The following is a 12,651-nucleotide window of genomic DNA, read 5'->3' as shown; positions in this document are numbered from 1 at the left end:
TTGACTTACATCAAAGATTTCTTCCGATTCTTAATTTTCTCATAACCATAAATTACAACAATGCTTGCACCGAATAATGGAAATAGAATTCCTAGTACTATAATCAATATTGCAATACTTTTCCCAACTACAAATTTTGCAGGAACCTTTGGAATTCCCCATGAATCTTTTCGTTTTCGTAATACATATGAAATAATAGCTGCAGCACTCATGATTGTTAATAGTATTGCTAATCCAAACATTAACCACCAATTCCAAGCGCCGAATTCGCCTTGATGAAAAGCCATGAGCCACATGCGCCCTCGCATTAAAATACCAACATCTTTCCAATCATTTTTTACAATTTGTTCTCCAGAATATTGATCAAAGTGAAATTTCTTCTGAGCGTTTAAGTCAATAGTTTTATTAGAAACACTGAATGTGTTTTTGGCAGATTTTGGAAAACCGATACTAATTGTTCCTTTTAGATTGAGAGATTTTGCAATACTGATCATTTTGTCTAGAGAAACTGTTGTTTCTGCAACTTCCGATTGTAGTTTACGTCCGTCCCAAGTTTCAGGATATCCAGTATTGGTTACTTTTTGTAGCCATTTAAAGTTGCTTCCCACAACATCTGTCCAAGGAAAACCGCCTGCCAATACTAAAAATAGGAAGATGGAAATCCAAAATCCAGTGACTGCATGAATGTCTCTAAAAAAAGTGCGCTTGTCAACATTTGTTCTATAGGTAAATAATCCTTTGAAACTCCATTTTCGAACTGGCCACCAAATAAAAATCCCCGTTATAATCAACACGACCATCCAACTCGCAATCAATTCTACGATTTTTGTTCCAAAGCTTCCACTCAAAAGTTCACCGTGTAACTTTCGTACAGTATACATGTTTGTATCTTTTGCAGCGTATGTTCCAATTATGCTTGCTTTGTATGGATCAACATAAATACTTTTTTTCTTTCCGAAACGTCCATATGCGAACTCGGTAGCTTCTTGTTTATTTTTAGGAATTGTGACACTAGTAGGCTTTTTCCCAACTTCTTTAATAACTAACTCTAATTGCTCTTGGAAACTCAATGAGTTTTCAGTTACAGTTACTTTTTGCAATGTAGATTTAGCTTCTTCTTCATAATCTGAATTAAACAGATAAATTCCGCCAGTAATGGAAAGTAGCAGAATAAACGGTAACGAAATCATTCCCGCAATAAAATGCCACTTCCATAACCAAGCGTTTAGTTTTGTGTTTTTCATCTCTTAAAACGAATATGAAATTCCAAAATGGAAAGCTCTAGGATTTCCAATTGAATATGAATTCTCTTTTCTAAATGTATTGTAAGAAGCACGAACCGAATATAGTTTGTCAAAGAGGTTTAAAGCATGTCCCCAAATTTCCACATTCTTATAACGATAATTTATACGTGCATTAAAAATATGATGACCTGCGTATGTAGTGGTTCCTAAAATAGAATCACCATTTGTGTCTTCACCAACAACAGCTTGTCCTTCAAAACTTGTATTGTAATCACCGACAAATTCGTAGTTTAGTGAGATTCCTAAGTTTTCTAAAGGTTTGTACGTTGCAGATGCATTTCCAAGAAAGTTAGGCGCAGTTTGCATATCTGTTCCCGAGTAATCGATACCATTATCAAAGAAAGAAATGTATTCATGGTTTGCATAACTTCCACTGTAGTTAAACTCTAAAAAGTCAAAAGGTGTATAAGTAACACCGAGTTCAATTCCGCGCGAACGTGTTTTTCCAGAGTTTTTTTGAATAAAGTTTCCGTCTTCATCACGTAATGAAATAAGCTGATCTCTTCCGTCAAGTTGATACAATGCCAAGTCTACTTGTAGTGTGTTTGGAATGGCAAAATATCCACCAACTTCGTAATTATTGTAGAAAGCCGAATTCAAATCAAAAATAGTTCCACCTGCATCATTATTCTTGCTATTTCTGAACAAAGTTGATGTTTGCGGTGGTGTAAATCCGTTAGCGTAGTTTGCATATACACCAAGGGTTTTTGAAAAATTATAATTTACACCAAGCTTTGGAGAAACATTGTCATAATTTACTTTGGTATCACTCACACCAGCAGTTCCTTCAATTTTGTTGTCATAATCATAAGTAAACTTATCAAAACGTACTGCAGCCGTAATTTTTAACTTTTCTAAGGGAGACATTTCATATTGTAAATATCCTGCGTAATTAAAAATATCTGCTTCGTAATTTAAGATGAAGTCATTTGAATTTACCGTAAAACTTGTGTTTTGTCCAGTTTCAGGATTTACGATTACATCTGTAGTTTGTCCGAGATATTTTTGTGGAGAAAAATCGGCTGTAATTCCAGTAATTAATGAAGACTTAGCAAAGTTGAAATCTATTTTATGTTGAATTAAACCAACGTAACTTTTAAATTTATTGCTATTCACTTCTCCAGAACCAAAACCTGTCAATTGTCCTTGTTGACGAAATTGACGAACTCGATAGGATGGATTCTGATCCATTTGATTATTTCGGAAAATCAGATTGAATGTTGTTTTTTGGCGATCATTCCAACGCGCTGCAAAGGTACTTCTGAAACGAAACGCTAAAGCATCACGTTCTGTAAAAGTTTGATTGCTTTCATAATTTCCATCAGAATAATTTTTTTCTGATAAAGAACCAGTCATGTCTGAGCGATAATCCACTAATGTTAGTGCATTTGTCCATTGAAAACGATCTGAAAAGTCGTTTACGGTTTTAAATGTTAAGGCAAATTTTTCATAATCAGAATGTCCTACAGGACCATTTTTTCTTTGGATATAATGCGTACCTAAATAGAATCCAAAGTGTTCGTTTGGCGAATTGGAAATTTCTACTTCATAACGAGTTAATCCTAAATCGTTTATTTGAAAACCAACACTTCCAGAAAGTTCTTTACTTGGGTTTTTTGTCATAAAGTTAAAACTTCCTCCTACAGATTCGCTTCCGTAAATGCTAGAAGCTGGTCCTTTTAATACTTCTACGCGTCCAAATGATGTGTTGTTCATTTCTAATAATGCATTGTGATTAAAAACAGCAACAGGACGAATTGGCAAACCGTCTTCTAAATACAAAAACAGAGATTTTGTAGAAATTGGTGTTCTCGTAGCCATAAAATGTTGCTCATTGCTAGCAGCTCTTGAAGTAGATAAAAATACACCAGGAACTTGATTGACGAGTTGATCAATTCCAAATGCTTTACTTTCCTTAATCTTTTCACTAGTGAGCACGGAAACGGAAGCAGGAACTTCTGCTCTTTTTTGTTGCTCACGACTTGCAGATATGATTACATTTTCTAAGTTTTCAAAACTTTCTCGAAGTACAATTGTTGTGCTTTTTGAAGCATTTAGTGTCACTTTTTGCTGCATAAATCCCATCATGGAGATATATACAGTACTTGTGTCTTGTAATGTGATGGAGAAATTTCCATTTTCATCACTTGTAGTACCTGTAGCGGCATTTTTTACAGAAACAATAGTAGCTCCTAAAATAGGATTATTTTTAATGTCTATCACTTTTCCGCTGTATGTGGTTTGTGCAAAACTATTGCACACGTATAGCATTCCAATAAGAATACTAATTAGTATTTTTTTCATTGAATTTGTATTGTAGAAGTGTAGCAATGTTGTCTAAAAACACCGCGACGCCTCAATTTTAAAAATTATAGATAGCACATCTAGCTTGGTACAATGACCAATTGCTAGATGCGCAAAGGGACATCACTCTTGGGGAAAGTGATGTGGGTTATAGATAGAGAAATAATAAACTTGGCGGATGAAATACTCGACTCAGATACGAGAATTTATAATTGTTCAGGTAATGTGAATTACAGTGTAAAAATTCGATATATGGTTTTTCAGAGAGAAATACTGTAAGATCAATAATTCCTATTGGATATTCTTCCATTGCAATAGGAGGTAGGTTTTTTTCTTTCTCTTCAGAGGTTTCTTTGAGTTGCTTTGCTAAATAACATTTGCCATTACATTCGAGCTCAGGTTTATCTTTATTAATGCACAAAAACTCAGCTATATAATCTTGATTGATAAGATAATTAGCCAAAGGCATTACAGGACGTAACATCGCAGTAATGTACAGGATAATAAAAATATGTGCCCAATGCGTTTTCAAAGAAAAAGTAACGTTTTTATGGTATTATTGAATGTTATTTGAACGCGTATTGCAATCCGAAGGTTAAGGTTTCTTTGTTGCGTAATTGAATTCCGTTCATGTTTTGAAATATTGGCAATGCTGCTTCAAATCCGAAACGTAGGTTTTTTAAAGAACCTTCAAATGCATATACATTAAAACCAAGTCCTGCATTCGCATATGTCATTCCTGAATTTTGTGTGTCAGCCGTAATGACCATCATTGGATTTAAAACAGGATTTGCTCCTTCAATTTTGTCTATCGCGCCAAGCTCAATTCTTCCAGAGAAACTTAACCATTTTGTAGCTGAAAATGCTGCCCAATTATTTAAACTGTAACGATTTCCTAAACGATAATCATTATCGTTTTTACCAAAACGAAGTGTTGTTCTTGCTTGTGTTCCAAATGAAAATTTGTTCCATTGCTTTAGGTATGTTAGTGCTAATTCTCCATCAAATGTTCCGCTACCAATTTGCATTGGATATGGCAAAATAACTTCATTTGGTGCAGAAGCTGGCGTTGCATCTTGCTCATCAATGCTTCCTGTAGGAATAGAAACTCCAATTTGCGCATGCAATTGTTGTCTGTCTTTGTTGAAGAATTTGTACATCGCTGAAACTTTTGTGTCTCCAAAGCCTGAAGCTTCCGTAGTAAATGTTCCGCCCATACGTGTTACATGGTCCATTTCGCTTGTTAGGTAATTAGCCATTACCATTAAGGTAACTTTATCACTCGGAGCATACATAGCGCCCAACATGTGCATTTGCATTGGCATTTTTGTTGGTGTTACCATGTAGTTTCCTAGTGCATCTGCAAACGAAGTATTTTCACTTCCGCGATTTAAATCTTCCATGTTCATATACATATAACGATAGCTAAACATGATTTCTCCTTTTCCATGCGTATGATCGCCCATTACTGAGATTGGCGCATGTCCGTCAGGTCTGTTTCCAGTCCATTTTGTGGTTGTGTCTTCAGTTTCTTGTGCGTATGTCAAACTTGCTATCATAAAAATAATAGCAGCTAATATATTTTTCATCTGTGTAATAGTTAGGTGTGAAGTATTGCACATCGGGCTTGATGTATTAAAAATGTACAATACTCGTTTATTGTTTGTTTTAATTCATAAATAAGTGGTTTTAGACCTTTTTAAGCCAATCTAAAACGTATAAATTATAGAAGTTGTCATTAATAATACATTACCAAAATTTATCAGTTTGTGAGTGGATTCAATAGGTTGAGAGAAGAAGCAAATACAACAATGTATTGTATGCAATATGCTTCTTGAGACTATATTTTTTCATTTTGATTAAAATCAATATGATCAAATTTTACTCAAAATGATACTGAGATTTTGGAAATTATTAATGTTATGAATTGAAACTTGGTGGATGAAACACTAAATTCAGATACGAATACCTATAGTTGTTAGTATACTGAAAGTTTGTTTGCAGTATTGCTTTTGTGTCTTGAGAAATTTCAAATAACGTAAATGTCATGATTCCAATAGGATAATCTTCCATAGCGATAGCAGGCAGATTTTTTTCCTTTTCTTCGGAAATCTCTTTAAGTTGTTTGGTTAAGTAGCATTTACCGTTACACTCTAGTTCTGGCTTATCTTTATTAATACATAAAAATTCAGCAATGTAATCTTGATTGATCAGATAGTTTGCTAAAGGCATTACAGGACGTAACATGGCAGTTACGTACAGTAAAATGAAGATATGTGCCCAAATAATTTTCACGTGATATAAAATCTTTGCAAAGGTAGTTCAGGAAGTAGATTTAATCAAATAAAGTGCAATAAAAAAGTCGTCAACTATTGACGACTTTTTGTAAGTGATATGTTTTGTGATATTTACGCTTTTTTTGTATTTCTAGGCGCAAGAATCTTTTTGCAATCAACGTTTTATTCTTTTGAAAATGCTTCTACATTTTTCATGTCAGATATTTTGTAGTCGCCAGGAACTTTTGCTACAGTGCTTGTTAAGGCATCAAAATCAACTTTAGCATCATTATATTCAACCATAGCTAATTTTTGCTCAAAGTCTACCTTTGCAGATTTTACGCCTTCCATTGCAGCTAATTTGCCTTCGATACGTTTTGCACAACCAATAGCACAAGTCATACCATCAATTTTGAATTCTGCTTTGTTGTAGTTTGCAGCCAAATCTTCTTTGCTTACTTCTTTTTTTACGGTTTCAGTTTGTGTGTGTACCGTTACAGTTTCTGGTGTTGTATTGTTTTTACAACTTACAACAGCAATTGCCATTGCGCAAATGAATAGTATTTTTTTCATTATCATTTTATTTAGGAACTATATTAATTAACCAATATAGTTTTCGCTTATAATTTCATTACAAAATTAAGGAAATATGAATTAAATATTAGAAATATTTGTCGGACTTTTGTCTGATCTTACAAAAAAAACACGTATGGATGCTTCAAAATTAAAATGGATTTATCTTGGTTTATTATCATTGATTTGGGGAAGTTCTTTTATTCTGATTGATCAAGCTATGAATACATTAAATTCTATTCAAGTAGGAGCATTGCGAATTGTGATCACAGCTATATTTATATTTTCAGTTGGCTTGAAAAAAGTTAAACTCATTCAAAGGCATCAATGGAAATGGATTTTTTTCACAGCGATGACTGGTTCACTTTTTCCTATATTTTTATTTGCGATTGCGCAAGAACAGTTAGATAGTTCGGTAGCAAGTATGTTGAACTCTTTGACGCCTTTACATACAGTTGTTTTTGGAGTGTTGTTTTTTGGTGTGATAGTGACGAAACGACAAGTTTTTGGTGTATTGATTGGTTTAGCTGGTGCTTTGGTGTTGGTTTTTGCTGGAGCAGATTTTAATCCAAGTCAAAACTATTGGTTTAGTATTTTTATTTTATTGGCAACCATTGGATATGGATTGAATGTAAATATGGTAAAACGTTATTTGAATGATTTAAATGCACTTGCTATTGTTACGGGAAACTTTATCATTATTGTCATACCAGGATTGTTAATATTGACGTATACAGGATTTTTTGGAGAGATCATGAATAATACTGAGATGCAAATTGCTATGGGATATGTGGCTATTCTGTCTTTATTCGGAACAGCGATTGCCAAAGTTATTTACAATAGATTGGTACAGATTTCAAGCCCAGTATTTGCTTCTTCTGTTACGTATACAATGCCAGTAGTAGCGATAGGTTGGGGCTTAATTTTTGGAGAGCGATTGAGTGTTTATCAGGTTTTAGGTGGCGCAATTATTTTAACAGGAGTATATTTAGTCAATAAGAAAAAGAAAGAAGCGGTAGCATAACATATCATTTTTAATATAAAAAAGCCGAAAGTCATGACGACTTTCGGCTTTTAGTATTTGTGCTTTATGCTATTTTATTCAAAATCTTTCTTTGTTAAAGGAGCATTTACCTTTACAGAAATTGTTTTGAATTCAATTTTTTGTCCAGCAGCAGGAGCTATCATTTTGTGAGGGAATTTAACTCCATCAGTTTCTTTATAGTCTCCGTATGATGTTTCTTGTACTACTTCTTGTCCTCCAGGACCTTTAGCTGTTTCAGATTTTTTTACTTTTAAACCAGAAGCAACATCATAATAGTTTTTTGTTTTTCCAGAGTCAGCAGTAACAACAACTACATAAGCATCTTTACCTTCTACAGACTCGATGCCTGTTAATTCTAATTTGCTGTTGTCATAAGTTAATTCAGGGAATAAACCTTTTCTACCTTTCATTTCAGCAAGCATTTCAGCTGGCATATCTCTTTTTTGACCTTGTTGTGACATGTATCCTTTTTCTCCGTCAAAAACTTGTTTAAAAACAGAACCCATACCTACAACACTTACATCTGTCATCATCATATTAGGAGATTTTTGCTTTACTGTAGTAATCATACTCATTCCTTGCATAGAAGCTTCCATTTCTTGTACAAGTGAATTTACTTTCATTAACTTGTCTTTTCCTCCAACTGCTTTGATATAGTTATCAATTACAGATTGCGCAGTAACTCCAGCAGGAACTTCTTTTTTGAATTCAGGCTTCTTTGTTGATGCTCCAAATTGATCGTAGTATGTTACAGGAATCTTTTTTCCGTCGAATGTTAAATTCTCTAATGCACCTATAACTTCACTTCCTTTTCCAGTAACTACAATTCTTAATTTATCTTTCAAGAAATACTTTTGTGCAGCTCTTAATACATCTTCTTTAGTAACTGCTTCAATTCTTTCAAGGTATGTCTCATAGAAGTTTTTTGGAAGATCTTCTGTGATGATATTTAATGCGTAGTTAGCAATGGTAGAAGGACGTTCAATTCCAGTTACAAATCGTCCAACATATTTAGCTTTTACATTTTTAAGTTCTTCGTCAGAAACTAATTCTGTAGAAATCTTTTTGATCTCTTTTAAAATTTCAACAACAGCACTATCAGTTACTGCATTACGTACACTAGCTGTTGCTTTGAATGTAGAAATTGTTTTTCTGTTATTTCCAATGCTAGAGTATGAGCCGTATGTGAATTTTTTGTCTTCACGTAAGTTGTTGAATAAACGAGCTTCTCCACCACCACCTAGGATGTTGTTTGCAATTAAAACAGGGAAGTAGTCTTCATCTTTCATCGTTAAATTTACTGTATTCTGAACGCTTAATTCAGATTGTACAGCGTTGTCCATATTGATAAAGTTTACTTCTGTACCAGAAGGATTTGAAGCTGTAGAAAACTCATCAGCTACAATAGTTCCTTTTTCCCATTTTTTGAAAAGCTTCTTCACTAACTTCTTAGCGTCTCTTGTTTTTACATCTCCAATAATGATTAAATATGCATTATTTGGTTTAAAGTATTTTTTATGGAAAGCCTTTACGTCGTCAAGTGTTACACTATTAACAGTTTCTTCTGTAATAAATTCTCCGTAAGGATGGTTTGCACCATAAGCTAATACAGATTGTACTCTACCAGCAATAGCACCAACATTTTTCTTTTGAGATTTTAAGTTCTCTAAAATTTTAGCTCTTTCAGCTTCTAAATCTTCACTTGTGAACTTAGGATTTAAAGCACCATCTGCCATTAATTCCATAATTCTAGGGAAATATTTTGATAAAGAACTCGCAAAAGCACTTTGAGAACCAAAATTTAAAGAAGCTCCTAAATAATCAACTTCTTCATTAAAATCGTCTTTAGAAATAGTAGAAGTACCACTTCCAAGTAAGCTACTTACTAAACTAGTAACTCCAGCTTTTTTTCCTTCTACGATTAATGGATTGTCTATACGTAATGAAGCAGAAACACGAGGAAGTTTATTGTTTTCAACAATCATTACCGTTAATCCATTCTTTAATGTGAATGTATTAGGCTTACCAATATTGATTTTCGGTGCAGGACCAGGTTTTGGTTGCACTGATCTGTCTATTTGTGCTTGCATTGTTAGCGAAGCTAAAAACAATACAAGGAGTGAAAATATTTTTGTTTTCATGATCTTTTTATTTTTTTTCTTGTGTTTTTTCAGCTGGTAAATACTCTAAAATTAAACGTTGGTTTGACTTTAAATACTTGTTCGCAACTTTTCTGATTTCTTCTCTAGTAATAGATCTGTAGATGTCAATCTCAGTATTGATTAAGTTTGTATCTCCATAAAGAACATTGTATCTCGCTAAAGAGTTTGCAATTCCTTGTACACTAGAATTTGAGTTTACATAGTTGTTCTCAAATTTATTTTGAAGTTTTTGGTAATCTTTTTCAGAAATTAATTCTGTTTGAAGTTTCTTAATTTCATCATCCATTTCTGCTACTAAATCATCAAGTGTATTTTCACCTAATGGAAGTGCAAATAAAGCATACGTTCCATAATCTTCTTGACTTAGGTTTACAGCTTGTACTGCCAAAGCCATTTTCTTTTCGTCAACTAAACGCTTATATAATTTAGAACTTTTTCCACTACTTAAGTATGAAGAAATCATGTCTAAAACTCTAGCATCTCTAGTTTTAAAAGATGGTGTTCTGTACGTTGCAATAATTGCAGGAATTTGAATATTTTGATCGTAAGCTTTTGCACGGAATTCCTTTGTAATTGGATCTTCTTTTGGGAAGTTTCTTTCGATGTCTTTTCCTCTTGGAACAGCTGCAAAATAATCTTTGATCATCTTTTTTGTATCAGCAGTGTCGAAATCTCCAGCAACTACTAAAGTAGCATTGTTAGGAACGTAGAATTTTTTGTTGAAAGCTAAAAACTCATCTAGCGTTGCAGCATCTAAGTGCTCCATCTTTCCAATTGTAGTTCCTTTGTATGGATGCTTTTTGAACATATGTTTCTTGATTTCCTCAATAATATGTCCATAAGGTTGGTTGTCTACACGTTGTCTTTTTTCTTCTTTAACAACTTCATTTTGTGTGTCAACTCCAATTTGATTGATTACTGGATGTAGCATACGCTCTGATTCCATCCATAATCCTAATTGTAAATTGTTTGAAGGGAATACTTCGTAGTAATATGTTCTATCGTCAGTAGTGTTAGCATTGTTGCTTCCACCATTTGATGATACAATTTTGAACCATTGTCCACGATCAATATTTTTTGTTCCTTCAAAAAGAAGGTGCTCGAAAAAATGCGCAAATCCAGTACGTTCTGGGTTTTCATCTTTAGCACCTACATGATACATAACAGCTGTAGTAACTACTGGAGCTGAATTGTCTTGGTGAAGAATTACGTGCAGACCGTTGTCCAAATCATATTCTTCAAACTTAACTTCTTGTGCTTGGGAAACAAATCCGAAAAGCAACAATGAAGCTATTGAAAATAATCTTTTTTTCATTGCATTAGACTTTTTTTGACTTTAAGTTATTTAGATAGGACGCAAGTTCTATAAAATTGTTACATCTCACAAGAGAACTATCAAATTTATGAATATTTTAATAAGTGCTCTAATTTTCGTATATTAAAGGAAATCAGTTAATTAATAACCAAAAAGCTAACTAAATTATGGAAAAGAAAATAATAAAATATGGAGGTTTTATTGCTTTAGGGCTTATTGCATACTTTTTATTGGTACGATTATTCGGACTACATGAAAATCCTTGGTTGCGTTTATTTAATGGCGCCATTGTAGCTTATGGAATTTATAGAGCAATCAAAGATCTGAAAAAAGAGAAAGGAATTAGTTTTAATTATTTTGATGGATTTAAAGCAGGAATTACTTCAGGATTTATAGCAACGCTCATTTTTACACTTTTTATGGGGATTTATATTTTTCATCTCGATACAGGATTTGGTGAAAAAATTATGGATATGAGTTTGGGAAGTGTGGCTACAGAACCAGGACTTTTATTGTTCATTATTCTCATAGAAGGATTCGCTTCAACAGTAATTCTAAGCCTATTATTTATGCAGAAATTTAAACCAAGTTGGAATATTACAAATAAAGTGTCGTAGAAGTATTTGTAGATTAATTAATTAGATGTATATTTGCGTCCATTTTTGAATAAAAAATTAATTAATTAAACGATACGCTATGTATGCAATTGTAGAGATAGCAGGGCAGCAATTTAAAGTTGCGAAAGACCAAAAAGTATTTGTTCATCGTTTAGCTACAGAAGAAGGAAAGCAAGTTACTTTCGATAATGTTCTTTTGTTAGACAATGACGGACAAGTTACAATTGGCGCCCCAGCTATAAACGGAGCCGCAGTAGAGGCCAAAGTTTTAAAGCACCTTAAAGGTGATAAAGTGATTGTTTTCAAAAAGAAAAGACGTAAAGGTTACCGTGTAAAAAATGGTCACCGTCAGTCTTTAACTGAAATTGTTATTGAAAACATTGTAGCTTCAGGAGCTAAAAAAGCTGCTCCAAAGAAAGAGGCAAAAAAAGAAGTTGCGAAGCCTGCAGCAAAACCAGCAGCAAAGAAAGCAACAACAACTAAAGCAGATGATTTAAAGAAGATTGAAGGAATTGGACCTAAAATCGCATCAACTTTAGTAGAAGCTGGAATTTCAACATTCGCTGAATTAGCGAAAACTGAACCAGCAAAAATTTCTGAAATCATTTCAGGTGTTCGTGGAAACCACGTTACTGATACTTGGCCAGCACAAGCGCAATTAGCTGCTGATGGAAAGTGGGATGAGTTAAAGAAATGGCAAGATGAATTAGATGGTGGTAAAGCTTAATTGCAAAATCACTTAAGTATAACAAATAAAACCTTACTAAGATGGCTCACAAAAAAGGAGTTGGTAGTTCGAAAAACGGTAGAGAATCAGAATCGAAACGATTAGGTGTTAAGATTTTTGGTGGACAAGCGGCAATCGCAGGAAACATACTAGTTAGACAAAGAGGTACTACTCACAACCCAGGAGAGAACGTGTATATGGGAAAAGACCATACATTACACGCTAAAGTAGACGGTATTGTGAAATTCACAAAGAAAGCAAACAACAGATCTTATGTATCTATCGAACCTTTCGAAGCATAATTAAGATTTTGTAGTATATAAAGAAA

General features: G+C 33.6%; 12 protein-coding genes. 4 read left to right on the top strand and 8 right to left on the bottom strand.

Features of this window, described 5'->3' with window-relative positions; genetic code table 11:
• Positions 1-5: 5 nt before the first annotated feature.
• From ACOQOS_RS12300 to ACOQOS_RS12275, 6 genes are all read right to left on the bottom strand, one after another.
• Positions 6-1,244: a PepSY-associated TM helix domain-containing protein gene (locus tag ACOQOS_RS12300; RefSeq protein ID WP_420570758.1), complete on the bottom strand. Its 1,239-nt coding sequence runs from the start codon at positions 1,242-1,244 to the stop codon at positions 6-8.
• A gap of 3 nt (positions 1,245-1,247) precedes the next feature.
• The gene (locus tag ACOQOS_RS12295; RefSeq protein WP_420570757.1) at positions 1,248-3,608 is read right to left on the bottom strand and encodes a TonB-dependent receptor; all 2,361 of its coding nucleotides are present in this window, start codon (positions 3,606-3,608) and stop codon (positions 1,248-1,250) included.
• A gap of 148 nt (positions 3,609-3,756) precedes the next feature.
• Complete coding sequence (locus ACOQOS_RS12290) at positions 3,757-4,140, bottom strand: hypothetical protein (RefSeq protein ID WP_420570756.1); 384 nt, start codon at positions 4,138-4,140, stop codon at positions 3,757-3,759.
• A gap of 34 nt (positions 4,141-4,174) precedes the next feature.
• The gene (locus ACOQOS_RS12285) at positions 4,175-5,197 is read right to left on the bottom strand and encodes a transporter (protein WP_420570755.1); all 1,023 of its coding nucleotides are present in this window, start codon (positions 5,195-5,197) and stop codon (positions 4,175-4,177) included.
• A 331-nt stretch (positions 5,198-5,528) separates the two neighbouring features.
• A complete protein-coding gene (locus ACOQOS_RS12280) occupies positions 5,529-5,903 on the bottom strand; it encodes a hypothetical protein (RefSeq protein WP_420570754.1) in 375 nt (124 codons plus the stop codon).
• A 164-nt stretch (positions 5,904-6,067) separates the two neighbouring features.
• The gene (locus ACOQOS_RS12275; protein WP_420570753.1) at positions 6,068-6,457 is read right to left on the bottom strand and encodes a heavy-metal-associated domain-containing protein; all 390 of its coding nucleotides are present in this window, start codon (positions 6,455-6,457) and stop codon (positions 6,068-6,070) included.
• A gap of 136 nt (positions 6,458-6,593) precedes the next feature.
• Between ACOQOS_RS12275 and ACOQOS_RS12270 the strand changes: the two genes are divergently transcribed.
• The gene (locus ACOQOS_RS12270) at positions 6,594-7,481 is read left to right on the top strand and encodes a DMT family transporter (RefSeq protein ID WP_420570752.1); all 888 of its coding nucleotides are present in this window, start codon (positions 6,594-6,596) and stop codon (positions 7,479-7,481) included.
• Positions 7,482-7,555: 74 nt separating this feature from the next.
• Here ACOQOS_RS12270 and ACOQOS_RS12265 read toward each other — a convergent pair whose 3' ends face one another.
• Positions 7,556-9,643: a M16 family metallopeptidase gene (locus tag ACOQOS_RS12265; protein ID WP_420570751.1), complete on the bottom strand. Its 2,088-nt coding sequence runs from the start codon at positions 9,641-9,643 to the stop codon at positions 7,556-7,558.
• Between the two features lie 7 nt (positions 9,644-9,650).
• Positions 9,651-10,979, bottom strand: a complete 1,329-nt coding sequence (locus ACOQOS_RS12260; protein ID WP_420570750.1) for a M16 family metallopeptidase — start codon at positions 10,977-10,979, stop codon at positions 9,651-9,653.
• A 167-nt stretch (positions 10,980-11,146) separates the two neighbouring features.
• Between ACOQOS_RS12260 and ACOQOS_RS12255 the strand changes: the two genes are divergently transcribed.
• The 3 genes from ACOQOS_RS12255 to rpmA all read left to right on the top strand — a co-directional run bounded on the left by ACOQOS_RS12255 (position 11,147) and on the right by rpmA (position 12,625).
• The gene (locus tag ACOQOS_RS12255) at positions 11,147-11,596 is read left to right on the top strand and encodes a DUF4199 domain-containing protein (RefSeq protein WP_420570749.1); all 450 of its coding nucleotides are present in this window, start codon (positions 11,147-11,149) and stop codon (positions 11,594-11,596) included.
• Between the two features lie 79 nt (positions 11,597-11,675).
• Positions 11,676-12,323: a 50S ribosomal protein L21 gene (rplU, locus tag ACOQOS_RS12250; protein ID WP_420570748.1), complete on the top strand. Its 648-nt coding sequence runs from the start codon at positions 11,676-11,678 to the stop codon at positions 12,321-12,323.
• A 41-nt stretch (positions 12,324-12,364) separates the two neighbouring features.
• The gene (gene rpmA, locus ACOQOS_RS12245; RefSeq protein ID WP_298519629.1) at positions 12,365-12,625 is read left to right on the top strand and encodes a 50S ribosomal protein L27; all 261 of its coding nucleotides are present in this window, start codon (positions 12,365-12,367) and stop codon (positions 12,623-12,625) included.
• The last annotated feature ends 26 nt before the right edge of the window (positions 12,626-12,651 follow it).

This window comes from Kordia sp. (assembly GCF_965224175.1).
GTDB lineage: Bacteria > Bacteroidota > Bacteroidia > Flavobacteriales > Flavobacteriaceae > Kordia.
The sequence above is the reverse complement of the archived record's forward strand: the minus strand, read 5'-3'. Positions and strand labels throughout refer to the sequence as shown.

Coding starts and splice junctions, on each gene's coding strand:
- ACOQOS_RS12300 (WP_420570758.1), bottom strand. CDS start 1,244: ATGAAAAACACAAAACTAAACGCTTGGTTATGGAAGTGGCATTTTATT.
- ACOQOS_RS12295 (WP_420570757.1), bottom strand. CDS start 3,608: ATGAAAAAAATACTAATTAGTATTCTTATTGGAATGCTATACGTGTGC.
- ACOQOS_RS12285 (WP_420570755.1), bottom strand. CDS start 5,197: ATGAAAAATATATTAGCTGCTATTATTTTTATGATAGCAAGTTTGACA.
- ACOQOS_RS12275 (WP_420570753.1), bottom strand. CDS start 6,457: ATGAAAAAAATACTATTCATTTGCGCAATGGCAATTGCTGTTGTAAGT.
- ACOQOS_RS12270 (WP_420570752.1), top strand. CDS start 6,594: ATGGATGCTTCAAAATTAAAATGGATTTATCTTGGTTTATTATCATTG.
- ACOQOS_RS12265 (WP_420570751.1), bottom strand. CDS start 9,643: ATGAAAACAAAAATATTTTCACTCCTTGTATTGTTTTTAGCTTCGCTA.
- ACOQOS_RS12260 (WP_420570750.1), bottom strand. CDS start 10,979: ATGAAAAAAAGATTATTTTCAATAGCTTCATTGTTGCTTTTCGGATTT.
- ACOQOS_RS12255 (WP_420570749.1), top strand. CDS start 11,147: ATGGAAAAGAAAATAATAAAATATGGAGGTTTTATTGCTTTAGGGCTT.
- rplU (WP_420570748.1), top strand. CDS start 11,676: ATGTATGCAATTGTAGAGATAGCAGGGCAGCAATTTAAAGTTGCGAAA.
- rpmA (WP_298519629.1), top strand. CDS start 12,365: ATGGCTCACAAAAAAGGAGTTGGTAGTTCGAAAAACGGTAGAGAATCA.